The 23,453-nt window shown below is 33.2% G+C and carries 26 protein-coding genes; 12 read left to right on the top strand and 14 right to left on the bottom strand.

From position 1 onward, the window contains the following. The first annotated feature begins 54 nt into the window (after positions 1–54). Complete coding sequence (locus LNP22_RS14005; protein ID WP_229974004.1) at positions 55–510, top strand: response regulator; 456 nt, start codon at positions 55–57, stop codon at positions 508–510. A gap of 125 nt (positions 511–635) precedes the next feature. Here the strand turns inward: LNP22_RS14005 and LNP22_RS14000 are convergent, their stop codons facing one another. From LNP22_RS14000 to LNP22_RS13965, 8 genes are all read right to left on the bottom strand, one after another. Beyond that, positions 636–1,001: a hypothetical protein gene (locus LNP22_RS14000; protein WP_210665171.1), complete on the bottom strand. Its 366-nt coding sequence runs from the start codon at positions 999–1,001 to the stop codon at positions 636–638. A gap of 184 nt (positions 1,002–1,185) precedes the next feature. Further along, the gene (locus tag LNP22_RS13995) at positions 1,186–2,118 is read right to left on the bottom strand and encodes a transglutaminase-like domain-containing protein (protein ID WP_229974003.1); all 933 of its coding nucleotides are present in this window, start codon (positions 2,116–2,118) and stop codon (positions 1,186–1,188) included. A 19-nt stretch (positions 2,119–2,137) separates the two neighbouring features. Continuing rightward, on the bottom strand, positions 2,138–2,989 hold the full coding sequence (locus tag LNP22_RS13990; protein WP_229974002.1) for a substrate-binding domain-containing protein: 852 nt from the start codon (positions 2,987–2,989) through the stop codon (positions 2,138–2,140). Positions 2,990–3,049: 60 nt separating this feature from the next. Then, entirely contained in the window at positions 3,050–3,526 is a 477-nt protein-coding gene (locus tag LNP22_RS13985) for a DUF4265 domain-containing protein (RefSeq protein ID WP_229974001.1), read from the bottom strand. A 4-nt stretch (positions 3,527–3,530) separates the two neighbouring features. Then, positions 3,531–3,923 carry a VOC family protein gene (locus LNP22_RS13980; RefSeq protein WP_229974000.1) on the bottom strand — a complete coding sequence of 131 codons (393 nt, stop codon included), beginning with the start codon at positions 3,921–3,923 and terminating at the stop codon, positions 3,531–3,533. A gap of 58 nt (positions 3,924–3,981) precedes the next feature. Further along, positions 3,982–4,851: a nucleoside phosphorylase gene (locus tag LNP22_RS13975; RefSeq protein ID WP_229973999.1), complete on the bottom strand. Its 870-nt coding sequence runs from the start codon at positions 4,849–4,851 to the stop codon at positions 3,982–3,984. 107 nt (positions 4,852–4,958) lie between these two features. Then, the gene (locus tag LNP22_RS13970) at positions 4,959–5,291 is read right to left on the bottom strand and encodes a translation initiation factor (protein ID WP_229973998.1); all 333 of its coding nucleotides are present in this window, start codon (positions 5,289–5,291) and stop codon (positions 4,959–4,961) included. Between the two features lie 114 nt (positions 5,292–5,405). Then, a complete protein-coding gene (locus tag LNP22_RS13965; RefSeq protein WP_210665177.1) occupies positions 5,406–6,356 on the bottom strand; it encodes an isopenicillin N synthase family dioxygenase in 951 nt (316 codons plus the stop codon). A gap of 172 nt (positions 6,357–6,528) precedes the next feature. On the opposite strand from LNP22_RS13965, the gene LNP22_RS13960 reads away from it, so the two are divergent. Then, positions 6,529–8,505 (top strand): alpha-ketoacid dehydrogenase subunit alpha/beta, encoded by a 1,977-nt coding sequence (locus LNP22_RS13960; protein WP_229973997.1) that lies wholly within the window; start codon positions 6,529–6,531, stop codon positions 8,503–8,505. Between the two features lie 143 nt (positions 8,506–8,648). Then, positions 8,649–10,391, top strand: a complete 1,743-nt coding sequence (locus LNP22_RS13955; RefSeq protein WP_229973996.1) for a DUF885 domain-containing protein — start codon at positions 8,649–8,651, stop codon at positions 10,389–10,391. Between the two features lie 79 nt (positions 10,392–10,470). On the opposite strand, the gene LNP22_RS13950 is transcribed toward LNP22_RS13955, so the two are convergent. Next, complete coding sequence (locus tag LNP22_RS13950; protein ID WP_229973995.1) at positions 10,471–10,872, bottom strand: glyoxalase; 402 nt, start codon at positions 10,870–10,872, stop codon at positions 10,471–10,473. Positions 10,873–10,940: 68 nt separating this feature from the next. Here LNP22_RS13950 and LNP22_RS13945 point away from each other — a divergent pair, with 68 nt between their 5' ends. After that, positions 10,941–11,324, top strand: coding sequence for an acyl-CoA thioesterase (locus tag LNP22_RS13945; RefSeq protein ID WP_210665181.1), 384 nt, complete (start codon positions 10,941–10,943; stop codon positions 11,322–11,324). 44 nt (positions 11,325–11,368) lie between these two features. Next, positions 11,369–11,809 carry a hypothetical protein gene (locus tag LNP22_RS13940; RefSeq protein WP_229973994.1) on the top strand — a complete coding sequence of 147 codons (441 nt, stop codon included), beginning with the start codon at positions 11,369–11,371 and terminating at the stop codon, positions 11,807–11,809. Positions 11,810–11,896: 87 nt separating this feature from the next. Here LNP22_RS13940 and LNP22_RS13935 read toward each other — a convergent pair whose 3' ends face one another. Both LNP22_RS13935 and LNP22_RS13930 read right to left on the bottom strand, forming a co-directional pair. Continuing rightward, entirely contained in the window at positions 11,897–13,153 is a 1,257-nt protein-coding gene (locus tag LNP22_RS13935) for a mechanosensitive ion channel family protein (protein ID WP_229973993.1), read from the bottom strand. Further along, the gene (locus tag LNP22_RS13930) at positions 13,146–13,433 is read right to left on the bottom strand and encodes a DUF3817 domain-containing protein (protein WP_229973992.1); all 288 of its coding nucleotides are present in this window, start codon (positions 13,431–13,433) and stop codon (positions 13,146–13,148) included. Before LNP22_RS13930 ends, LNP22_RS13935 begins: the two co-directional genes overlap by 8 nt. A 102-nt stretch (positions 13,434–13,535) precedes the next feature. On the opposite strand from LNP22_RS13930, the gene LNP22_RS13925 reads away from it, so the two are divergent. From LNP22_RS13925 to LNP22_RS13910, 4 genes are all read left to right on the top strand, one after another. After that, the gene (locus LNP22_RS13925; protein WP_229973991.1) at positions 13,536–14,069 is read left to right on the top strand and encodes a DUF6155 family protein; all 534 of its coding nucleotides are present in this window, start codon (positions 13,536–13,538) and stop codon (positions 14,067–14,069) included. A 108-nt stretch (positions 14,070–14,177) separates the two neighbouring features. Next, complete coding sequence (locus tag LNP22_RS13920; RefSeq protein WP_210665186.1) at positions 14,178–15,719, top strand: DEAD/DEAH box helicase; 1,542 nt, start codon at positions 14,178–14,180, stop codon at positions 15,717–15,719. 278 nt (positions 15,720–15,997) lie between these two features. Then, positions 15,998–17,332 (top strand): DEAD/DEAH box helicase, encoded by a 1,335-nt coding sequence (locus tag LNP22_RS13915; RefSeq protein ID WP_229973990.1) that lies wholly within the window; start codon positions 15,998–16,000, stop codon positions 17,330–17,332. Positions 17,333–17,417: 85 nt separating this feature from the next. After that, positions 17,418–18,677: an NAD(P)/FAD-dependent oxidoreductase gene (locus LNP22_RS13910; protein WP_229973989.1), complete on the top strand. Its 1,260-nt coding sequence runs from the start codon at positions 17,418–17,420 to the stop codon at positions 18,675–18,677. 40 nt (positions 18,678–18,717) lie between these two features. On the opposite strand, the gene LNP22_RS13905 is transcribed toward LNP22_RS13910, so the two are convergent. After that, the gene (locus LNP22_RS13905; protein WP_229973988.1) at positions 18,718–19,947 is read right to left on the bottom strand and encodes a multidrug effflux MFS transporter; all 1,230 of its coding nucleotides are present in this window, start codon (positions 19,945–19,947) and stop codon (positions 18,718–18,720) included. Between the two features lie 215 nt (positions 19,948–20,162). Here LNP22_RS13905 and LNP22_RS13900 point away from each other — a divergent pair, with 215 nt between their 5' ends. Next, positions 20,163–20,588, top strand: a complete 426-nt coding sequence (locus LNP22_RS13900) for a hypothetical protein (RefSeq protein WP_229973987.1) — start codon at positions 20,163–20,165, stop codon at positions 20,586–20,588. Positions 20,589–20,702: 114 nt separating this feature from the next. After that, positions 20,703–21,116 carry a hypothetical protein gene (locus LNP22_RS13895; protein WP_229973986.1) on the top strand — a complete coding sequence of 138 codons (414 nt, stop codon included), beginning with the start codon at positions 20,703–20,705 and terminating at the stop codon, positions 21,114–21,116. Between the two features lie 240 nt (positions 21,117–21,356). Here LNP22_RS13895 and LNP22_RS13890 read toward each other — a convergent pair whose 3' ends face one another. Continuing rightward, positions 21,357–21,818 carry a hypothetical protein gene (locus LNP22_RS13890; RefSeq protein WP_229973985.1) on the bottom strand — a complete coding sequence of 154 codons (462 nt, stop codon included), beginning with the start codon at positions 21,816–21,818 and terminating at the stop codon, positions 21,357–21,359. 144 nt (positions 21,819–21,962) lie between these two features. Here LNP22_RS13890 and LNP22_RS13885 point away from each other — a divergent pair, with 144 nt between their 5' ends. Continuing rightward, a complete protein-coding gene (locus tag LNP22_RS13885; protein WP_229973984.1) occupies positions 21,963–22,352 on the top strand; it encodes a hypothetical protein in 390 nt (129 codons plus the stop codon). A gap of 247 nt (positions 22,353–22,599) precedes the next feature. Here LNP22_RS13885 and LNP22_RS13880 read toward each other — a convergent pair whose 3' ends face one another. Continuing rightward, on the bottom strand, positions 22,600–23,451 hold the full coding sequence (locus LNP22_RS13880; RefSeq protein WP_229973983.1) for a hypothetical protein: 852 nt from the start codon (positions 23,449–23,451) through the stop codon (positions 22,600–22,602). Positions 23,452–23,453 lie beyond the last annotated feature (2 nt).

Raw genomic sequence — 23,453 nt, 5'->3', positions numbered from 1 at the left:
TTTTCGTATAAAAATATTTTTTGAACATTTTGTCTGACTTTAAAAAAGAAACAAATGAATAAAAAAGGAGATATTATAGTAATAGAAAATAATCAACGTGATAAAAATTTATTTATTGAAGTTTTTAAAGAGTTGGGATTTTCTAATAAGATAGCCTATTTTAAATCGGGAAAAGAGGCTTACAATACGATTATTAAAAATAAAGTAAATCCATTTCTAATATTTTCAGATATTGTACTGCTTCAAATGGAAGATCATAAGTTAATTGACCGAACGTACAAAAATGTAAGCAAAGAGCTTAATTGTCCGTACATGTTCTTTACTACGGCAGTAGCGCAATCTTTTATAATTGATGCCTATTCTAATCCCACAAAAAGCTATTTTGTAAAACCCTATAACTATGAAAAATTCAAGAATACGATCAAATCTATTATTGAATATTGGCTTAAAGCCGAGAAAATGACGCACCATATTGATAAAAAAGTGCTAAAAATAGAGACAAGCGATTAATGCTTTTATTTAACATCTTATTCAAGAAAACCAACGCAGACGATGCTTACAAGTGCTTATAAGCCCAAAAGAATAGTATAAAAAGACTCCTCAGACATGAGGAGTTTTTTGGTATAAACAGGTTTCTATTTGCTGGTAAGTGTAATTTTCATCGTTGGGTTATCTAGTATTAAACCCTCATGTTCGATGTCACTAACATACTTATAAGGTGTTTGTGTTTCGTCCTTTAAGACCAGACTTTTTCCTCCTTCTGATAAAATAAAAGTTCCGTTCATGTCATGTTCCAAAAAACCAGTTACTTTTCCATCTTCTGTAAAGGTTAGATTTCCTTTGGACAAAATTAAATTTTTTAACGAATCAGATAAGGGTTTTTTAAGTTCGACAGCGGTAACTTTCCAGGAATTAATAAGCTTTTTTCTCCCCTTGTGACAGGAAACAAATAGCAGTGCAAAAATGGCAATTGCAACAATAAGTAATTTTGATTTTTTCATGATTTTTGGTTTTAAAGTTAGAAAGCAAAAGATACGGAAAATATTTATATAAAACTAAAAATCAAGCACTTATATGAAAATGATTAAATTAACAAAAATGAATATTAGCAATTGTTTAATTGCCTAAATTATGAAATGTGAAATATGAATTGTAGAATAATGTAAAAAGTGAGGTTTTATTAACTTAATTTAAAGTCAAAGCACCCAAAATTTCTTCGTACATAAATGGCCCTCCGGGATATTGAGCCGTATAATCGAGATTTAGCCACACTTGACCACGTTCGTCAATATGATAATGCAACTTTTTTTTGTAGCTTTCTCTCTTAAAAAGCACATTTTTTATCAAATAATTGACCTTTTCTAAGTCGATTAAAGAGCCAATAAGAATTTCAGGATAAATATGACCTTTGGTATGTATAAGCCTCGGAGTACCGCCAATAGAGCGAATCGCCGCTGCCATCAAAATAGAATGATCATCACAATCACCAGAAAAATATTGCAAAGACTCGCTTGCGGTGGCAATATAATCACCTTCTTTTGGGTCGTTAACGTAATTCCAATGGCTATTAATTTCTTTAAAAACGGCAAAACACTGTATAATGGTTCGATAATCCGAATAGCCTTTTATACCTTTAAAATGTTCTGTAGTAGCCATAATCGCAAAATTTCGAACTTTTGGATCTTGATATTCGATGGCATTGATAATTTTTGATTTATTAGGGAACGGAAGTAATTTGGCCACAATAATATCCTGAGGGAACGGATTGTCTGACATGGTGTAAATCATCGAATTGTAATCTTCCGAAATTTCATTAAAACCATAGTTACCAAATACAGAACCATACACCAAAACCAACAAATATAAGGCAATACAAACAATTATAATAGTTCGCAAATACATTAAAATTAGAAAAAAACAGGCCAAAACAAACAAGAAAATAATCACTCTGTCGATGTTAAAGGGCCATCGCAGATCAATCAAATTCTGATGTAGAATAATGAAGACAGGAATCGTTATTAAAACACTCAGCAACATAATGATAATCCGATCCCAAGGCGATTTTACCTGTAGTTTGGATTTTAATTGCGGAAAGTTAATTTTAGGAATTCTTATCATACTTACAAAAAGCAATATTTTATAGTGCTTTTACGGTTTCAACAAATGTACTTTTTTTATCAATAATTCCGAGATCAAATAATTGATTTTGAATTTTAATGAATGCTTTTTCGTTTAAATTTTTTTGCGACCATTGCGTAAGCTTCAACCATTCTTGTATGTCTTCAAGTTTCTGATTAAAAATTTCTGCTAAGGTTTTATCTATATCTGGAATTTTAGCAAAATCATGGGTCGTTTTATTAATAATTTCGAGGATTTTCTCAATTATTGTCGAATTTTTCTTCAAAAATTCATCGCGAATCACAATAACAAACGAAGGCCACGGAGTTGGGCAGTCGCCGACACGTCTAAAAATTCCCTGATCGACAAGTGGTTTTGTCATAAAATGTTCCCACATAAAATAATCAGCCGTTCCGTTGGTCAAAGCTTCTACAGCACCATCAATGGTATTCACGATCTCAAACTGAAGATTATCGGTATTCCAACCCTGATGATCTGCATTGACATACGCCATTAATTGCGATCCAGAACCCAATCTGGAGATTGCTGCTTTTTTATTTTCTAAATCTTTAATGCTATGAAAATCAGATTTTTCAGCCACATGAATTCCCCAAATCAAAGGAGATTGAACGTAGATTTGTACAATCTTGCTGTGGTTTCCTGCCGTAATATCTTTTATAATACCTTCGGTCAAAATAACCGCTATATCTGTCTCGGCATCCCGTAACATTTGGCACATTTTACCTGTTCCTTCGGGAATATTTTGCCATTGCAAATCAATATTTTCTGCTTCAAACTCGCCATTTTCAATGCATATTTTCCATGGCAAATTGAAGTGTTCGGGCACACCTACAATTTTTACAGTCTTCATTTTTGTTCAAGTTTAAGTTAGTTTGGTATGCGTATTATAAGTTTGTCAGTTCAAAATCAACTAATTCTTCAATAAATCAGTTTTGTGTTTTTCAGAAAGGCAAGGTTCTGCAACTTCTATGATAGAAAGTGATTCATATTCATTCAAAAGTCTTTTTACAACAGCATAATCAACATCTTTTATCACTTCAACAGCAAAAAAAGTATCGTTTAAAGCTTCAGATACACAATTGATTGATTTTAATTTTTCTCTAATGCTTTCTTTGTCAAAACCTTCTTCTAAAATCAAAACCTGAATTATCGAATTTCCAGAATGGTGAAGGGTTTCCTTGTGAAAGAAACACTTTTCATTTTCATCATATGCTGCGCGAAAAATATCGTCTGTCGCTATAAAAGGTCCAAAAAACGGAATGTTATCCAATTTGAAATGTCCCTTTTCTAAATCAACAATCTCTCCCCACATGGTTTCTGAAACGATTTCTTCCAGGTAAGTGCTGTAATATTTAAATAGTATTTTTTTATGTGTTTCTTCTTCCATGTATCTATTTTTCAGATTGACTCACTACTTTTAAAGGCGATAAAACAATTCGATAACCATCAGGATCCTGAAACATTTTTCCGTTTTCATTCCAATATGGATTGACTGCAGTTATTATTGAGATATTGTTCTCTATGATACTATCAATTAATGAGTTATATTCTAAAAATGTTTTTGGGTAAAGAATTATAGCATCATCTTCATCAAAGAAATTATTTGCTTTTACATCAGATTGTGTAAACTCAAAATGCCAATCTAAACCAGTTTTTCCTACAAAAATTCCATCATAATTATCATGTTTTTGAAAACCACCCAAACGTTCAAAGCCCAAAATGTTTACATAAAAATGTTCTATTTTTTCTAAATCATTCGTATGACGTGCAACTCTTAAAAACATATATTTTTAAAGTTTTAAATAAGATTATTTATTTTTCAAATTGACTAATTATCTAATTTTACGAATTAGCAATTTTATCCAACGTATATGCAATCAATTCATCAACAGCCTTGTACGGATCTTCACTAAAAGTTCCCGAAGCACGATTGGCTATGATCGCATTCAAAGACAAGGCGTTATGTCCTAAAAGTGCAGAAAGCCCATAAATAGCTGCGGTTTCCATTTCTAAATTAGTAATTCGATTGCCATCAAAATCAAAATTATCCATTTTACTATTCAAATTTTCATCTTGAATATTCAAACGTAAAATACGTCCTTGAGGGCCATAAAAACCTCCGGCTGTAGCGGTAATTCCTTTGAAAATAATATCACTTTCAATTAATTTTTCTAACTTTTCTGAGCACGCAATTGCATAAGGCTTTCCTTTTTTGATGTCCCAATTGGTGTGCAGAACAAAAGCGTCTTCGACCGCATGATTCGAAACTTCATCAATCAAATAGGAGCGGAGCATATTGTCTAATCCTAAACCCATTTTAGACATTACAAAACTATCCACAGGAATAGATGCCTGTAAAGAGCCAGAAGTTCCAATTCGAATAATATTCAGAGAAATCAGGTCTTCTTTGGGTTGGCGAGTTTCTAAATCAATATTGACCAAGGCATCCAATTCATTCAAAACAATATCTATATTGTCAGGACCAATCCCGGTTGATATCACAGAGATTCTTTTGCCTTTGTACATTCCGGTTTGGGTTTTAAATTCCCTTTTTTGAGTAGAATATTCTATCGAATCAAAAAACTGTGTAATTTTTTCGACTCTATTTTGGTCGCCCACAAAAATGATATCGTGCGCAATATGCTCAGGACGAAGGTTCAAATGATAAACGCTTCCGTCTGGATTAAGTATTAATTCTGAATTTTGTATCATTTTTTTAGTTGCTAAAGTTTTTTTTAAGATTCTGAGTTGCTAAGGTTTTAAGGTTTTTTGTTTCAAGTTTCAGGTTTCATGCTGTGATGACCTGAAACTTGAAACCATTATCCGCCAACACGTTTCGTTTTAAATCCTTTTTCTTTTAAAATTGTCATTATTTTATCGCGGTAATCGCCCTGAATTATAATCGAATCGTCTTTAAAAGTTCCGCCTACGCTTAGTTTTGTTTTAATTTCTTTGGCCAAGATTTTAAAATCTTCGTCTGATCCTTCGTAACCTTCGATTATAGTGATTGCTTTTCCTTTTCTTTTTTCGAATTTGCAAATCATGGGCTCTTTTTGCACATAAAGTACATGTTCTTGCTCCTGAATTTCTTCCGGTTCATTTGATTCTACGTGATCTGGAAACAGATTTTTGAGTTGGTCTTGTAAGTCCATAAATTTTTTATGCTAAAAAATAAATTACAACTATTAAATATAACTAAAAATTAAATTCCAAATCCCAATTAGAATGTTGGGATTTGGAATTTTTAAATTGAATTTTCTTCTTGTTTATTTTTTTATTAAACCTAAATCCACTAAACGTTCGTATAAATAATCTCCCGCTGTAATATCTTCAAATTTCTTAGGATTCTCGGCATCAATACAATTTTCAAGGCAATCCAGACGCATATCGCTTACGGGGTGCATAAAAAACGGAATAGAATAACGTGAAGTTCCCCATAACTCTCTCGGAGGATTCACTACCTGATGAATCGTAGATTTTAGCTTATTATTGGTATGTCTCGACAACATATCTCCCACATTTATCACCAATTGATCGTCTTCTGCGATCGCATCAATCCAGTCTCCATTATGATTTTGTACTTGCAAACCTTTGCCCTGAGCACCCATTAATAAAGTAATCAGGTTGATATCACCATGAGCAGCAGCGCGAATTGCATTTTCTGGCTCAGAAGTAATGGGCGGATAATGTATCGGTCTTAAAATAGAGTTTCCATCTTTTGCATACTGATCAAAATAAAACTCATCAAGTCCTAAGTGCAAAGCCAAAGCTCTAAGCACGTAAACACCTGTTTTTTCAAGCATTTGATACGCTTCTTTACCGACAACATTAAAACGGGGCAACTCTTTTACTTCTACATTTTCAGGATATTCTGCAGCGTATTTTGAAGCTGCGTCAACATACTGACCAAAATGCCAGAATTCTTTCAAATCTCCTTCTTTACGTCCTTTAGCATGTTCTTTTCCAAAAGAAACATACCCTCTTTGACCGCCAATTCCGGGAATTTCATAATTATGCTTGGTTTCTATTGGCAAAGCGAAAAATTTTCTAATTTCGCCATAAAGCTCGTCTACTAACTGGTCATCCAAAAAATGACCTTTTAGGGCTACGAAGCCAATGTTCTCAAATGCACTGCCGATTTCATTTACAAATTTTTGTTTACGTTTCGGGTCGTCCGAAAGGAAATCACGTAAGTCTACACTAGGAATGTTTTGCATACTTTACATTTTTATTTTAAGATGAAAGGAGTTGTAAAGCCTTTCTGTAACAAAGGTAGAGAATATTTTAGATTTGAATTTTAAAAGTTATATTAAAATCAAAAAAATATAACAAAAATAACTAAAATTGTTATAATTTTTTATCTTTGAAACACTAAAAACGACAACCGACATGATCTTTTACAGACAAAACCTTTCCGATACTCAATTATTAGGTTTATATACAAAATTATTAAAGCCACGTTTGATCGAAGAGAAGATGCTAATCTTAATTCGACAGGGAAAAGTTTCTAAATGGTTCTCCGGAATCGGTCAGGAAGCTATTGCTGTTGGGGTTACAGCAGTATTGGATGATTCTGAGTACATCTTACCCATGCATCGTAATTTAGGCGTTTTTACATCCCGAAATATTCCTTTGTACCGTTTGTTTTCGCAATGGCAGGGAAAAGCCAACGGGTTTACTAAAGGCAGAGATCGCAGCTTTCACTTCGGAACGCAGGAATATAATATTATCGGAATGATTTCGCATTTGGGTCCACAATTAGGTATCGCAGACGGTATCGCTTTGGCAAATAAACTTCAAAACAATAAAAAAATTACAGCCGTTTTTACTGGTGAAGGCGCTACCAGCGAAGGTGATTTTCATGAAGCGCTAAACATTGCAGCAGTTTGGAAATTGCCCGTGATGTTTATTATCGAAAATAATGGTTACGGGCTTTCTACGCCCACAAATGAGCAATATTTATGTGAGAATTTGGCAGACAAAGGTATCGGTTATGGAATTGAAAGTCATATTATTGATGGAAATAATATTCTGGAAGTCTACACTAAATTAGCACAGCTAAAGGCCGAAATGCAAGAGAATCCACATCCGGTTTTATTAGAATTTAAAACTTTTAGAATGCGCGGTCACGAAGAGGCGAGTGGCACCAAATATGTTCCTGAAGAATTGATGAAAATGTGGGGTACAAAAGATCCGGTAGACAATTACAAAACGTTTTTATTGGGTGAAGGTGTTTTATCCGAAGAATATGATACTCACTTACGTGAAGAAATTAAAAAAGAAATTGACGAAAATTTAGCTATTGCAAATGCCGAACCAGAAATAATTCCGACTTACAGTGGAGAATTAGATGACGTCTACAAAGACTTTGAATATGAAGAAACTAGATCAAGTTTACTAACAGAAAATATTCGTTTTATTGATGCTATTAGTAGTAGTTTAAAACAATCAATGCAACGTCATGAAAATCTGGTAATTATGGGACAAGATATTGCCGAATATGGTGGTGCTTTTAAAATTACGGATGGTTTTGTAGCACTTTTTGGCAAAGAACGTGTACGCAATACGCCAATTTGCGAAAGTGCTGTTGTTTCTGCCGGTATGGGATTATCCATCAACGGCTATAAAGCTATTGTCGAAATGCAATTTGCCGATTTTGTTTCTACAGGTTTTAATCCAATTGTTAATTTATTAGCAAAATCACATTACAGATGGGGAGAAAAGGCCGATGTTGTCGTGCGAATGCCTTGTGGCGGCGGAACGCAAGCGGGCCCTTTTCATTCGCAAACAAACGAAGCTTGGTTTACCAAAACTCCAGGTTTAAAAGTGGTGTATCCAGCTTTTCCGTATGATGCTAAAGGCCTTCTCAATACGGCAATTAATGATCCGAATCCTGTGTTGTTTTTTGAACACAAACAATTATACAGAAGTATTTATCAAGACGTTCCGAGCGATTATTATACGCTTCCACTGGGCAAAGCAGCTTTATTAAAAGAAGGAAATTCGGTAACGATTATTACTTTCGGAGCTCCCGTGCATTGGGCTTTGGATACATTGGCGAAAAATCCTCAAATAGAGGCGGATCTGATCGATTTGAGAACGTTACAGCCTTTGGATACCGAAACTATTTTTGCATCGGTAAAAAAGACCGGAAAAGTGATTATTTACCAGGAAGATACTATGTTTGGCGGAATTGCGAGCGATATTTCGGCACTAATTATGGAAGAATGTTTTGAATATTTGGACGCTCCCGTAAAAAGAGTAGCAAGTTTAGATTCGCCAATTCCGTTTACAAAAGCTCTCGAAGATCAATTTTTGCCTAAAAATCGTTTCGAAGAAGTTTTAAAAGAATTATTGGCTTACTAAATTTTAAGTTTTCACATTCCTGCAAGGTTTTCAAAACCTTGCAGGAGAACAACTCATCATAAAATAGCCTAACAGCTATATAACTTATTTGTCTTTTATAAAGCAGATTTTTTTATCTTTAAACCATTAAAACAATCTACTTTATGAAAAAAATCTTTGTTCCAATTCTTGCCTTTACGCTTCTTTTTTCGTGTAATAAAAGCACAAAAACCAATGAGAGTAAAGCTTCCGATAAAAAATTCGATCAATACAAAGAAGGTTTTGTCACTTCTTTATGGCAACTAAATCCTGATTGGGCTTCAAGTCAGGGCTATCACAAATTTGATAGTATTTTGGTTATTCCCGATGGCGCACAACAAAAAAAAGAGCTTGATTTTGTAAAAGCGCAACTGGATTCTTTGCAACAGTTTGAAATTGAAGATCTGTCGGATAACAATAAAACCGATTTTCGAATGATAAAAAATCAGCTTGAAAGTACTGTTTTTAGTATCAAAGAATTAAAATCATGGCAATGGAATCCTTCTGAATACAATGTTTGCGGTTCTTTTTCTGAAATTTTAAATGGTAAATACGCTTCAGAAGAGGTTCGTTTACGTGCTTTTGGTGCAAAATTAAGTGCCGTTCCTGCGTATTATGAAGCGGCAAAAAAGAACATTAAAAACCCAACTATTGAGCATACAGCACTAGCAATTGCTCAAAATTTAGGCGGCTCTTCGGTATTTGAGGGCGAATTAAACGATATTTTGGCTAAAAGTAAATTGAGTGATGTCGAGAAAAAACAAATTCAGGAAAAAGCTAAATTAGCCAAAAAAGCCATTACAGATTATGCTGCATGGCTAGAAAAAACTCCCAATAAAACGCCTCGTTCTTTTAGATTAGGAACTGAATTATATGCTAAAAAATTCGATTTTAATATCCAATCAGGTTATTCTGCCGATGAAATTTTTAAAATCGCAACCGAGCATAAAAAATATTTACACGAAAAAATGTTTGTTTTGGCTGATAAATTATGGTCCAAATACAAAGGAAACGAGCCAAAACCTGCTGAGAAATTAGATGTAATCAAACAAGTAATTGATAAAATCTCGCTCAAACATACCACTCCGGAGAAATTTCAATCTGAAATAGAAAAACAAATTCCGGAACTTACAGCATATGTAAAAACTAAGGATTTATTGTACATCGACCCTTCAAAACCATTGGTGGTTCGTAAAGAACCGGCTTATATGGCGGGTGTTGCAGGCGCTTCAATCTCTGCTCCTGGACCTTACGATAAAAATGCGAATACCTATTATAATGTGGGAAGCATGGCGGGCTGGACAGCAGAAAACTCTGAAAGCTATTTGAGAGAATACAACGATTATATCCTTCAAATTTTGAATATTCACGAAGCAATTCCTGGACATTATACCCAATTGGTTTACAGCAATCAATCACCAAGTATTATAAAATCTATTTTAGGAAATGGAGCAATGGTTGAAGGTTGGGCGGTCTATGCCGAATTGATGATGCTTGAAAGCGGGTATAAAAACTCAGATGAAATGTGGTTGATGTACTACAAATGGAATCTAAGAACGACATGCAATACTATTTTGGATTATAGTGTACATACCAAAAACATGTCTAAAGAAGCTGCGATCGATTTATTGACTAAAGAAGCATTTCAGCAACAAGCTGAAGCAGATGGAAAATGGAAACGTGTAACACTTTCTCAAGTACAATTATGTTCTTATTTTACAGGTTATACAGAAATTTATAACCTAAGAGAAGAACTTAAAAAACAACAAGGTGACAAATTTAAATTGAAAGAATTTCATGAAAAATTCTTAAGTTTTGGAAGCGCTCCCGTAAAATACATTAAGGAATTGATGTTGTCGAAAGAGTAAATCCTTAAGATATTTTGTAAAAAAGGTTTGATGAGATTAGAGTTTCATCAAACCTTTTTGCTTGTAATACAATTTACTTTTAGTTTGACTCTAGCTCAAACAATTGCAATTGACTTTTCAGTCTTTCAACCAATAAATTCATCATTCTTTTGTTTAAACTCGAAGAATTCTGAATGTAAGTAGTGTATTCTTCGACAGTAAAAAGCCCAATCACCATTCCTTTTAGAGCATTTCTGAATTTAATATCTTTTTGAATAGAATTTTCAATGGTTTGAATTTTCTTTTCGATGGTATATCCATAAAAGTCAGGTTTGTTTTTATTTACATAATTGATAAAAACTGCGATAAACAGCTCATTTTGAAGCTTTAAAATTGGTCTAATTGTTTGATTTTGAAACAATTCGTCAGGTGAAGACTGAGTACCAACGGTTCCTAAAGTTTCGCCTCTAAATTCTCTTAAAAAAGTATCCCTGTCTGCCATGTTTTTTCTTTAAATTTAAAAAAAAATAACATACAAAAAGGTTATTTTTGTTTATATAATAGTAAAATATGAGATTCCATACCAGAAAATGGGTCAAACCCCAAGATTTAAATCCAAACGGTACTTTATTTGGCGGACAATTACTCGCCTGGATCGATGAAGAGTTGGCTTTGTACTCGATTGTTCAATTAGAAAACCCAAGAGTAGTAACCAAACACATGTCTGAAATCAATTTTAAAAGCTCTGCCAGACAAGGTGATATTGTCGAAATTGGTATTGATGTGGTAAAGTTTGGAAATACTTCTCTCGTTTTAAAATGTGCTGTTCGAAATATGATGACCCGTGAAATTATCATCACTATTGACAGTACGACTATGGTAAATCTGGATGAAGACGGGAAGCCAAAAGCACACGGAAAAACACAAATTGAGTTTGTAAAAGATCGTTTGTAAAGAGTTTTATTAATTAAGTTATATTTTTTAAAATAACATTAAAAATGTCAAAAAGATCACTGCTTTTTGTTGTGCTGAGTTTAAGTATTTTTGTCGCTTGCAATTCAAAGGAAGATAAAGATACGTACAAATTTTCTTTGTACCGTGCAGTTAATAAAAACGATACTGCGACTTTAACAATAAACAAAAATGAAAAACGCTTTTTTGGCCAATACGAAATAACCCATTATGAAATTGGCAAAGATTCTGGTGATGTAGAAGGAAATATAGTAGGGGATACGCTAAAAGGGAGTTTTCATTATAAAACTCATGGCGGGAGCTGGAAAAGAGTGCCACTGGCTTTGTTACAAAAAGACAATAAACTTTTTCTGGGTACAGGCGTTATAGGAACTTATCTTAATCTTCCCTGCTATATACCTGATATTCCTATAGATTACACAAATCCTGAGTTTCTTTTTGAAGAAATAAAAGTAGAAAAAAAATAAAATAAGGGAGAATATGATATAAGTAAACTTTAAGTTTTATATTAAATGAAACACTATTTACTTATATCATTTTACATTATATTGACCTCATTGTGTGTTTCCAATCTTAGAAGGAAGTTCAAATATCTCTAAATCAAAATATTGTACAGACGCCATTACATGATCAAAAATATCCGACATGATATACTCGTAATTGGCCCAGCGTTTGTCACTCGAGAAAGCATAAATTTCTAGAGGAACACCATGCGCAGTAGATTGCAGCTGACGACACATAATATGCATATCCTTGTTAAGGCCAGGATGCGTCACCAAATACTGAATGATATATTTTCTAAACAAACCCAAATTAGTCATATTGCGACCATTTAGAGCGAGGGTTTTGTCTACTCCGTTGGATGTATTGTATTTCTCAATTTCTACCTGTCTGGTTTCGATATAAGAGGTAATAAGCTGTACTTTTTTCATCTGCTCCAAATCTTCGGGATATAGAAAACGAATACTGCTGCTTTTGATTAAAATATGTCTTTTAATGCGTCTACCATCAGATTTTTGCATGCCGCGCCAGTTCTGAAAAGAATCTGAACTCAATGCATAAGTTGGAATCGTAGTGATGGTATTATCAAAATTTCGAACTTTTACGGTGGTCAGATTGATTTCGATAACATCACCGTCAGCACCAAATTTGTCCATTGTAATCCAGTCACCAATACGAACCATATCGTTTATCGCTACTTGTACACTCGAAACAAATCCTAAAATAGTATCTCTGAAAATCAAGATAATAATAGCCGAAAGTGTTCCTAAAACAGTTAGCAATTCGCCTTTTTTTACTCCAAATAAAGTCGAAATGATCATTGCGATTCCAAAAATCCAAAGCACGATCATGATTACCTGAATAAAGCTATCAATTGGTTTGTCGCTGTATTCGGGCTTCTGTTTTAAATAATCTTTTAAAGCATTAAAAATAGTTCTGGTAATCCATAAACTGATCAAAACGATATAAACGCCCACTATTTTTCCAAAAACAGATTCCCAGTACTCATATTTGTCCAAAATGATGGGAACCGCCTTATAAATAAAGAAAAACGGAATAAGGTAAGCGGTATATTTGGTTGTTTTATTATGAATGAGATAATCATCAAACTTTGTCTTGGTTTTTTGCGCAAAAACGGCCATCAATGTTACCAAAACAAATTTGGCAACATAATAAATAGCATACGCCAAAGCGAGCATGAGGACAATATTGAAGGCAAGGCTGATGTAAGACGCAAAGTTGCGACTCATTCCCCAATGTCTAAAAACAGGATATAAAAAGTTGAATAATTTATCCAAAATATTATGCATTTACAGCTAAGTATTTTTTCTCTATATAAAAAGTACCAAACGGAATAAGAGACGCAATCAATATAATTCCGAAGGTTTTAAGATCCCAATTTTGAGATTTTCTAAGCAAAATAGCCAAAATAATATAACCTATAAACAAAACACCATGTCCAATTCCGAAAGGACGAACTATTGTATGGTAAAGTTCCGGATTATTGCTTTTTAAAATAAGCATATTGGCAATTAAGACCAAATAAGAGATTCCTTCTAAAATTGCTGTAACCTTAAAAATCTTGAGCATTTAATTATTTTTTTAATTTGTAAAAGCAAAATTAAGTATTATCCTTGGTTTTTGATTAGGAATGCTAAAAGTAATTTACTTTTGTATTCTTAAACTTTGATAATGAGTAAACGCGATTTAAAAAAATACCTGGGCGAACTGACCAAAGAGCAACTCGAAGAACAAATTATCGAGTTGTACGAGAAATTCAGTCCTGTGAAAGTGTATTACGATTTTGTTTTTAATCCGAAAGAAGACAAACTTTTGCAGGAATGCAAGACAAAAATCTCTCACGAATATTTTCCTGTCAGAAAACCAGGCACAAAATCACGACCAAAAGCAAAAATGCGCCGTTCTGTGGCACAAAAATACATCAAACACTTTATTTTACTTGGTGTCGATCCTTTTGTGATCGCCGATGTTATGCTGTACAATATTGAAATTGCGCAAACGTTTTCTTCAGGAAATCACATTAAACAAGAATTATTTTACAAAAGCATCTTTAACTCCTTTGAACAGGCGGTAAATTTTATAATTTCAAACGGAATTTTATCAGAATTTAAATCCCGAATTGTCGCCATTCACGAAGAAACAACCCAACAAAAATGGAAGAATAAGCATGATTTTGAGGTGGTTCTGGAGAAAACCGACTTTTGAAAGATTTTCTTATAAAAAATCTTATTTAAAAAAATCATTTATTTTACGTTAAAATAAGGTGAATAACTGTTTTTTAGGTGTATTTTTGCAAAAATCCAAAAATTTACAATGTCTCAAAACACTTTAGAAATAGAAAGAGAAGAGAAAAAAGAACTTTATGCCTATCAAAAAGGTGACATCGACGCCATTTTTGAACGTTTAGACAATGCTTCTTCAAAACATCATTTATTATATCAACTGCCAACTGGTGGAGGAAAAACTGTGATTTTCTCCGAAATCGTTCGTCGTTATCTAGCCAATAATGATAAAAAAGTAGTGGTTTTAACGCATCGTATCGAACTTTGTAAGCAAACCTCTAAAATGCTTAAAGGTTTTGGAGTTACCAATAAAATTATCAACAGTAAAGTAAAAGAATTGCCGGATCAAAACGATTATTCTTGCTTTGTTGCGATGGTAGAAACGCTTAAAAACCGTATCAACGACGAAAAATTACACCTTGATAATATTGGTTTGGTCATCATTGACGAGGCACATTACAATTCGTTTAGAAAATTATTAAACTCATTCAAAAATGCTTTTATTCTTGGAGTAACGGCAACACCTTTGAGTTCGAATATAAAATTGCCAATGCATCAGAGTTATGATGAGCTAATCGTAGGCGATACGATTAGTTCCCTGATCGACAAAGGTTTTCTTGCAAAAGCAACAACATATAGCTATGATGTAGGATTGACATCGCTAAAAGTGGGTATCAACGGAGATTATACCGTAAAATCATCAGATGATTTGTACACCAATACCATCATGCAGGAGAAATTGCTACATGCGTATACAGAACGATCTTTGGGCAAAAAAACCCTGATTTTCAACAACGGTATCCATACTTCTTTATACGTTTATGAAACTTTTAGGGAAGCCGGTTACGACATCAGACACCTTGATAATACAAGTAGTGCCGAAGAAAGAAAAGATATTTTGGCATGGTTTAAGAAAACTCCAGATGCAATTTTAACATCTGTCGGAATCTTAACCACTGGTTTTGATGAGCCAACGGTAGAAACTATTATTTTAAACAGAGCCACAAAATCATTGACTTTGTACTACCAAATGATTGGTCGTGGTTCTCGTAAATTACCCGGTAAAGACGAATTTACGGTAATTGATTTAGGGAACAACGCCGCTCGTTTTGGACTGTGGAGCGAGCCTGTAAACTGGCAACATATCTTTAAATCACCTGAATTTTACCTGGAAAACCTACGTGATGATACCGAAATCGAATTGTATTTTAAGTATACGATGCCACCGGAATTACGTGCTAAATTTAGCAAAACAGCCGATGTAACTTTTGATGTAGACGAAGAACACAAATTAATTATCAAGCAAAATTTACGTTCAAAAGTGGTTTTAGACAAGTCTCTGGAACAACACGCCGCCATGTGCGTAGACAATTCTGAAACCCTTCAGGAAGCAAAAGCACTAGGAAAAGAGCTGGATGATGATATCGAATGCCGCATCAAACGCTATGCAAAATGTTTGAGCCAATGCAGTAAAAACTACCGCGAATGGCTGGTTGATGATTATAAACTAAAAATGGTACTATTAATCGGTAAAAAATACCGTGAAAAAATAATGAACGAACCAGATGAATAGCAATTTGTTTTATGTTTTTTTGTTTCAGGTTGTGAAGTTAAACATTGGAATTTCAACAATAATTTAAGGAGCTATTTCCTGCTGTCCGCTGTATCTTTTATGCCGAAACCCGGCACAAAAGGATGCCGCTCCCATCAGGGCTAGGGCTTTAGGTTTTATAAGAAAAATAGATACACAATAAAAATTAAGAATAAAAAGTTCTAATAAAAAATCATTTTAAACTGAGTAATCTGTGGCAGAAATCGCAAATCGCAAATCAGAACTCTAAAATAAAAAATATGTCTAAACAATTCTCAGCATTAGGGATTTCAGCACCGATTATAAAAGCGTTAAACGAATTGAACATTGTTGAACCAACAGAAATTCAACAAAAAACAATTCCGTTGCTTTTGGCTGAAACTCATGACGTAGTGGGTTTGGCCAAGACGGGAACGGGTAAAACAGCCGCTTTCGGATTACCATTGTTGCAATTGATAGATACACAATCGCCCATTGTACAGGCTGTTATTTTGGTGCCAACACGAGAATTAGGGCATCAGATTTTTAGAAATTTAGAAGATTTTTCCAAACACATACCCAACATTTCGATAGCGGCAACTTGTGGAGGAATCCCCATAAAACCTCAAATAGAGCGACTTGCACAGCCAACGCATATTGTTGTAGCGACGCCAGGACGTTTGATCGATTTGATTCAACGTAAAGCAATCGACTTAAAACAAACACAATTTTTAGTGTTAGACGAAGCCGATGAGATGGTGACTATCCTTAAAGAAAGTCTAGACGAAATTGTGGCTGAGCTTCCTAAAAAACACCGCACTTTATTGTTTTCGGCAACTTTGCCAGGAACGATCAAACAACTGATTCAAAATTACTTAAATAAAAATGTTGTTCAGGTAAGTGCCAACATGGAGACAGTTGGTAACCAAGGAATTGATCATGAATACATTGTAGTTGATCCTATAGAAAAATTAGATGTTTTGATGCATTTTCTGAACTCCAGAGACGGAGAACGCGGCATTATTTTTTGCAAAACCAAAGCTGCTGTTAATAAATTGGCTAAAAATCTGGCGATAAACCGTTTTTCTTCGGGAGCAATCCACGGAAGTTTGTCGCAGGGAATTCGTGACCGAATTATGGAACAATTTCGTGAAGGACACATTAATATTTTGGTAGCTACAGACTTGGCTGCCAGAGGAATTGATGTAAAAGAGATTTCTTATGTTGTCAATTATCATTTACCAGACGTTTACGAGACCTACGTGCACAGAAGTGGAAGAACTGCCAGAGCAGGAGCAAAGGGGCTTTCGTTAACAGTTTTACAACAGGAAGAAGTAATAGAAATTCCTGAATTTGAAAAAGCATTAGGTCTAAAATTTACCGAGTTCAAAAAACCTTCGGTAGCAAGTTTAGAAGAGAATAATACGCTTTTATGGGCCAAGCAAATCTTCAAAACCAAACCCAATCACGAACTTTCTGGGGATTTAAAAACAAAGGTAAAAACAGTATTTCATCATCTTACCAAAGACGAATTAATAGAAAAATTATTGGCCAATTACGTTTTGCAAAACAAAGTAGATGTAACTGAAAAACCTGTTAAAAAATTCAAAAAGTAATATTTCAAACTGTTGACTTTGCAAATTTATGTCGTACATTTAGGAGGTATTATTTTTAATAAAACCTACTTAATAAACAACATATATGAATATAGTCATCATTGGAGGTGGTTTTGCGGGCATCAATTTGGCAAAAGAACTTGTAAATCATCCTCAAATACAGGTTACACTTGTAGATAAAAACAATTACAATTTTTTTCCACCACTTATATACCAGGTTGCTACAGCTTTTTTAGAGCCTTCGAGCATTAGTTATCCGTTTAGGAAATTTTTTGCCGGCAAAAAAAATCTTCAATTTCGTTTAGGAGAATTGCTTTCTGTTGTTCCTTCCGAAAACAAAATCATTCTCAATAATGGCGAATTGGTTTACGATCACCTGGTTTTTGCCACTGGTGCCGAAACCAGTTATTTTGGTATGGAAAATGTAATGAAAAACGCCATTCCGATGAAAACATTGAACGATGCCATCGAAATGCGAAATACATTACTTAAAAACCTCGAAAAAGCGGCCATTACAAAAGATATTCGCAAACGCCGCAAATTATTGACTATTGTTGTGGCCGGAGGCGGTCCGACAGGAGTAGAGGTTTCGGGAATGTTTGCTGAAATGCGAAAAAATATACTTTTAAAAGAATATCCAGAGCTCGAAACTTCTGCGAGCAATGTCTATTTGGTAGATGGAGGAGACGCATTACTCTCGCCAATGAGTAAGGCATCACAAAAAGATACTTTAGAAGCACTGACAAATCTGGGTGTTGTTGTAAAATTAAACAGCCGAGTAACAGACTATGTTGATGATACCGTGTTTTTTGAAAATGGAGAAACTATTAAAACTAAGAATTTAATTTGGGCAGCCGGCGTTTCTGCAAAAATTTTCGAAGGAATCCCCACAGAAAGTTATGGCCGTGGCAGGCGTATGGCAACGGATCCGTATAATAAGGTAAAAGGTTTTGAAAATATTTATGCTATCGGCGACACTGCGATTACTGCCGGAGATAAAAACTTTCCTGATGGGCATCCGCAAGTTGCTCAGGTAGCAATTCAGCAAGGATTAAATTTAGCTAAAAACTTTAAAGCTTTAGTTCAAAATAAGCCTCTCAAGCCTTTTGCTTACAATGACAAAGGTTCTATGGCAATCATCGGGAAAAATAAAGCTGTAGTAGATTTACCTAGCCCAAAATGGCATTTTAAAGGATTTTTTGCCTGGATAATCTGGCTGTTTATTCACTTAATATCTTTGATCACGTACAGAAACAGGCTGAAGACCTTTTATAACTGGATGATCGCTTATTTTGCCAGTGATCAATCACTCAGAATGATTATCAGACCTGATAGAAAACAGTAACAAAAAAGCCAGAAAATATTCTGGCTTTTTGTTTTGATCATTAATGCGAAATATGAGTTTCTTCAGCTGGCGATACATCAACTTTTTGTTTGATAAAACGCTTTCCAATATTGAGAAAAACAAATGCAATAATGGTTGTTACGGTCATAATAGCAACCATTGGCGTTATTGAATCCTTTACAAAAATTCCAACCGCAAAAGAAGCCAAAGCACCTAACCCCAGCTGAATGGCACCCATTAAAGCAGAAGCACTTCCGGCATTTTTGGCAAAAGGAGCCATTGTCAGACCAGCAGTATTGGGGTTTGAAATTCCTAAACACGCCAAAAACAAAAAAAGCATACCGATAGTTTCATACAATCCTAATAAATTATTTAAAGAAAGCAACAGAAAAACAATACTCACCACAGATTGTAAAACCAAAGCACCAAAAATCATTTGTTCGCTGGAAAATCTTCTCAATAAAATAGAATTTAACTGACTAGAGCCAATAAAACTAACCGACATAAAGGCAAAAATCCATCCGTATGTTTTGGCATCTACATGGTAAATATCCATAAAAATGGTAGGAGAAGCCGCCACATAAGTAAACAATCCCGAAAAAGCAATCGAACCCGTAAAGGCATACGTATAAAATTGAGGCTCTTTAAGCACTTTTAGAAAGTTGGTAATAATGGGTTTGGGCTTTAGCGAAATTGTAGTATCTGGTTTGTAACTGTTAGGCAAACCTATCTGCGAAGCCACCAAAATAGCAATACCCATACACATTAAAATAAAGAAGACTGTGTGCCAGCCATAATCCTCGGTTACATAACCTCCAATTGTGGGTGCCAGCATTGGTGATAGCCCAAGGACAAGCATTAATAATGAAAATACTTTCGGAATGTCTTTTACAGGAAATAAATCTCGAACCATTGCTACTGAAGCCACTGTCGCTGCACAACTGCCAATGGCCTGCATAAAACGTAAAAGTATAAAGTAATCAATATTTGTAACATAAATACATCCTAAAGAAGCAAGAATATAAACCATAAGACCTATAAACAAAGGCTTTTTTCGTCCGAAACGATCTAATAAAGGACCATAAAGTAATTGTCCGACTGAAATTCCGATGAAATAGCTGGACAAACTAATCGAAACTTTGGCGATAGTTGTGTTTAAATCTTTTGCAATACCCGAAAAACCAGGCAAGTACATATCGATAGAAAAAGGTCCAAGGGCTGTTAGAAAACCTAATATAAGGATGAGTTTAATGTATTTTTTTGTTGTCATTTGCTTCAAAAACTGCTTTTATTTTTTTTGCAAAGGTAAAAATTTACTATCGGATCACGTATAATAATTACTTTTTATGACAAAAGTGGTTATTCTGTAAGTTTTGAGAAATGTTCTGAAACTCATAACAAAGACTTGTGTACTACCTTAGTACCATAATATTCCTCTATGAAAGAGAGTGTTTAAAAACCAATAATAATCTAATACTAAAAATTATGAAAAAGTACATTTTATTTTTTACACTTATTTGTGCAAGCGTTTCTTTTGCTCAAACGATTACTACTAAAATTGAAGAAGTGAGCGTTAGCCAATACGAGCTGCTAAAAAAAGTAAATGAGTTTTATCCAGACATTACTCTAAACAAAAACATCACAAATTTCTATGCAGATGATAAAATCATTGATTCTCAACAAGAATTTGACTTAAGAGGATCAAGTTTCTCAAAATACAAATTAGGAATTGAGCCAGATAACCAAAAACTTCTTTATCAGTACACTACAAAAGAAGGAGCAACAGTTTACGGTGATATCACGGTTTTTAACGGTAATGTTTTAAGAACTAAATTTGATAAAGAAACAAACGAAATCGAAGTTTCTATGAATGGTAAAGCTGTTTATGTGAAAAAAAATAAGAAAAAATAAATTTCTACTCTTTAGACTTTCAAAGCACCATAAAATGGTGCTTTTTTTGTTTTGGAAAATTTCGGAAATATTATTTATTCTTTCAACTATTAATATATTTGTTAAAAAATGATTATGGAAACATTTCTAGCTATTGGTGGTTTCTTTTTAACAGTTATTGGCACTTATTATGCTTGGAAATCATATAAAAGTAGTGCTGATATAACAGACGATAAAAATAATTTTCTAGCTATGTATAAATCTACGCAAACTTTATCTTTAGATATACAAAGAAAAATTCAAAAGTTAATCGATGAAAAAGATGCAGGAAATCACGAATTGTTTGCTAATATAACGTATCAGCAATATCTTACCATATTGAAAAGGGAATATGATAATTCACTTTCGGATAAAAATTATGAAGCTTTTAAAAATAATCAAGACTTAACTAAAAGTAATATAGCTTCTTATCTTAAGATGATTGAGACACAAAATAATGCTTTGTTGCAGTTTAAAAATCAATTATTGTTTTTTGATTTAGATCAATAATGATTACAAAATGAAAGTGCTATGATTGAAAGGAATAACAAAACACTGAAAAAAAAATTTAACATTTTAAAAGTATATATCATTTGAACTATAATTTATAGTATGGTTTGCAGTATGTCCAAGAAGATGTTAACAACTTTATTAACAGCATTTTTAACCCCTATTTTGTAGAAATCTAAAGATATAAAAAAAATATGGACATAAAAAAACCCCGTTTTATTGGGGCTTATTTATTACTTTTTAATTTAATCCTTCATAGGGATTATCACTATAAACTTCTTTACCATTTTTATACAATTGAAAAAAGTATTTACTTTTTCCTTTTATAGCAGTATCTACTTTGTACACATCTGAACCTAAAATATAAATTGAGCCTTTAGTTTTTAAATTACCATTTCCAACAGCGTAATTAAACTCATAATCTAAACGTTTGTTGTCAGGCTGAACTGTAATAAGATATTCGTCACAATCATTAGGCGGTTTTGGATATTCAATATAGCTTTCGGCAATTTGTTTATCTGAATCATAAATGTTTAACATTTTTGTGGGTAAAATAAATTCAGGATAATAGCGATTCACTAACGTAATAAAAGCAGATTGACCTGAGTTTAAAGATTCTGTTTTAGATATGAATGTTTTTTTCTCCTGTGACTGTACTGAAAAACAAATTAATAGAATGAATAATAAAGTAGTTTTTTTCATGTGTTAAATTTGTGAGTTAATAATTATTAAATAATTCAAATATAATGCCAAAAGGTTAAATATAAAGCTGTTTTGTTATAAAAGAATAAATAATTATACCTTTATATAAGTATTTTAACTTTAAGTAACGTAAAAATCGTAGAAATGGAGAACCAAGAGTTTTATCAGAAAAGTTTTGAAATTAAGTATAGCCAGCTTGTAGAATTAGCCTCAAGTATTTTAAATTTTGATTGTGTGGGAGGATATGAAGAAGTAAACAATGAAACGGTTTATTATATTAAACTTGATGAAAACATTAATAATTTTAAAGATAAATCGGAAGCGACTGCTTTTAACGAGTTTTTCAAAAATAATTTCAGCCAGTATAATAGCGATAATGAATCAAAGCTTCCTTACAATATAATAACAGTCCAACGAATACTATATTTTAAAACTCCTTTTGAAGCATTAAAAAGATTAATTGGAGCGTGGAAAGAATGGCAAATAATAAGCCCTGAGTTGAAAAGAAATTATTTCGAACAAATAAAAGTATAAAACTTTTAAAAATCAATAAGCCTTTGTAAATTAATACAAAGGCTTATCTATTATATAGTCATTGCAATACTGTCGAGAAATATAATTACCTGTTTTTCGATTGTAAATATTAATGTAGTGATAATCAAATCCAACATTTTTGCACCAATTATGCAAGTAAAATATTGATTTACAAAACTCAATTTTTATAGGTCTTATACTTTTATCTTTATTAAAGATTGTACAACTGTACGGAGTTGGAGTAGTATTAGCCATAAATATTACTGATTTGTAACTCTATCCCATAAAGAAGATTTTTAATCTTAAAACCTCCGTTCACACAAACAAAAGTCGAAATATCAAATTCCCCCTTTTTAATAATACTTGTGCCGGCTTCAATATAATTCACATAAGACCAAAATTCATTAGTTCTTATATCCGTGAATATAAAAACGCTAAGACCATACGGATAAGGATTAACTGTAGTCATTTTTACGTAAAAATCTCCAAACTGAACAATACTACCGTTATTCTGAACGGGAAAAGACGTAACCAAGTCATAACCGTTTCTAATGTAATTTGGGTTTTCTCCCTGAAACTCTAAATTATCAATATGAGTACCATTTCTATAAGTATCATAAAATGCTGTATAGAATTTATTATCAGATTGAATTGTACTAAGTTTTAGTACAGAATATACTCTAGTATCATAAGCATAACCTGACCCCTGAGAAAATCTACCATCTAAACGAAATTGAGGTAATTTATACTCTTTTAAATATCTTAATGGCTTCTTTTGAAAATCACTAAAATTTGAAATCTGAATACTTGAACCAGTAGAGTAAGGAACTCCAAGAAATATTTCTGTAAAAGCAGTAGCAAAATGATTTTCAGGAATAACATTTAAATCGACATTACCTAAATCATTAATAACTGATAGCATAGCCAAACTATCATAGTTATTAAAATAAACTCCATTCACACGTTTATTGTCGATAAAAAGCGACAATATGAAAAATGGTGTTTGAATATCTTTTACAGCGTAACCCTGTTCATCATAGTACGGAATTTCCTTTACTTTTACTGCGTATGTATCATCAATATATTGTATATAATTCATGT

The sequence above is a fragment of the Flavobacterium flavipigmentatum genome, from assembly GCF_020911905.1.
In the GTDB taxonomy this organism is placed as follows: domain Bacteria; phylum Bacteroidota; class Bacteroidia; order Flavobacteriales; family Flavobacteriaceae; genus Flavobacterium; species Flavobacterium flavipigmentatum.
This window is presented reverse-complemented; position numbering and strand designations above follow the sequence as displayed.

Bases quoted from the DNA above. Each gene is read 5' to 3' on its own strand.
- LNP22_RS14005 (WP_229974004.1), top strand. From the start codon at position 55: ATGAATAAAAAAGGAGATATTATAGTAATAGAAAATAATCAACGTGAT.
- LNP22_RS14000 (WP_210665171.1), bottom strand. From the start codon at position 1,001: ATGAAAAAATCAAAATTACTTATTGTTGCAATTGCCATTTTTGCACTG.
- LNP22_RS13995 (WP_229974003.1), bottom strand. From the start codon at position 2,118: ATGATAAGAATTCCTAAAATTAACTTTCCGCAATTAAAATCCAAACTA.
- LNP22_RS13990 (WP_229974002.1), bottom strand. From the start codon at position 2,989: ATGAAGACTGTAAAAATTGTAGGTGTGCCCGAACACTTCAATTTGCCA.
- LNP22_RS13985 (WP_229974001.1), bottom strand. From the start codon at position 3,526: ATGGAAGAAGAAACACATAAAAAAATACTATTTAAATATTACAGCACT.
- LNP22_RS13980 (WP_229974000.1), bottom strand. From the start codon at position 3,923: ATGTTTTTAAGAGTTGCACGTCATACGAATGATTTAGAAAAAATAGAA.
- LNP22_RS13975 (WP_229973999.1), bottom strand. From the start codon at position 4,851: ATGATACAAAATTCAGAATTAATACTTAATCCAGACGGAAGCGTTTAT.
- LNP22_RS13970 (WP_229973998.1), bottom strand. From the start codon at position 5,291: ATGGACTTACAAGACCAACTCAAAAATCTGTTTCCAGATCACGTAGAA.
- LNP22_RS13965 (WP_210665177.1), bottom strand. From the start codon at position 6,356: ATGCAAAACATTCCTAGTGTAGACTTACGTGATTTCCTTTCGGACGAC.
- LNP22_RS13960 (WP_229973997.1), top strand. From the start codon at position 6,529: ATGATCTTTTACAGACAAAACCTTTCCGATACTCAATTATTAGGTTTA.
- LNP22_RS13955 (WP_229973996.1), top strand. From the start codon at position 8,649: ATGAAAAAAATCTTTGTTCCAATTCTTGCCTTTACGCTTCTTTTTTCG.
- LNP22_RS13950 (WP_229973995.1), bottom strand. From the start codon at position 10,872: ATGGCAGACAGGGATACTTTTTTAAGAGAATTTAGAGGCGAAACTTTA.
- LNP22_RS13945 (WP_210665181.1), top strand. From the start codon at position 10,941: ATGAGATTCCATACCAGAAAATGGGTCAAACCCCAAGATTTAAATCCA.
- LNP22_RS13940 (WP_229973994.1), top strand. From the start codon at position 11,369: ATGTCAAAAAGATCACTGCTTTTTGTTGTGCTGAGTTTAAGTATTTTT.
- LNP22_RS13935 (WP_229973993.1), bottom strand. From the start codon at position 13,153: ATGCATAATATTTTGGATAAATTATTCAACTTTTTATATCCTGTTTTT.
- LNP22_RS13930 (WP_229973992.1), bottom strand. From the start codon at position 13,433: ATGCTCAAGATTTTTAAGGTTACAGCAATTTTAGAAGGAATCTCTTAT.
- LNP22_RS13925 (WP_229973991.1), top strand. From the start codon at position 13,536: ATGAGTAAACGCGATTTAAAAAAATACCTGGGCGAACTGACCAAAGAG.
- LNP22_RS13920 (WP_210665186.1), top strand. From the start codon at position 14,178: ATGTCTCAAAACACTTTAGAAATAGAAAGAGAAGAGAAAAAAGAACTT.
- LNP22_RS13915 (WP_229973990.1), top strand. From the start codon at position 15,998: ATGTCTAAACAATTCTCAGCATTAGGGATTTCAGCACCGATTATAAAA.
- LNP22_RS13910 (WP_229973989.1), top strand. From the start codon at position 17,418: ATGAATATAGTCATCATTGGAGGTGGTTTTGCGGGCATCAATTTGGCA.
- LNP22_RS13905 (WP_229973988.1), bottom strand. From the start codon at position 19,947: ATGACAACAAAAAAATACATTAAACTCATCCTTATATTAGGTTTTCTA.
- LNP22_RS13900 (WP_229973987.1), top strand. From the start codon at position 20,163: ATGAAAAAGTACATTTTATTTTTTACACTTATTTGTGCAAGCGTTTCT.
- LNP22_RS13895 (WP_229973986.1), top strand. From the start codon at position 20,703: ATGGAAACATTTCTAGCTATTGGTGGTTTCTTTTTAACAGTTATTGGC.
- LNP22_RS13890 (WP_229973985.1), bottom strand. From the start codon at position 21,818: ATGAAAAAAACTACTTTATTATTCATTCTATTAATTTGTTTTTCAGTA.
- LNP22_RS13885 (WP_229973984.1), top strand. From the start codon at position 21,963: ATGGAGAACCAAGAGTTTTATCAGAAAAGTTTTGAAATTAAGTATAGC.
- LNP22_RS13880 (WP_229973983.1), bottom strand. From the start codon at position 23,451: ATGAATTATATACAATATATTGATGATACATACGCAGTAAAAGTAAAG.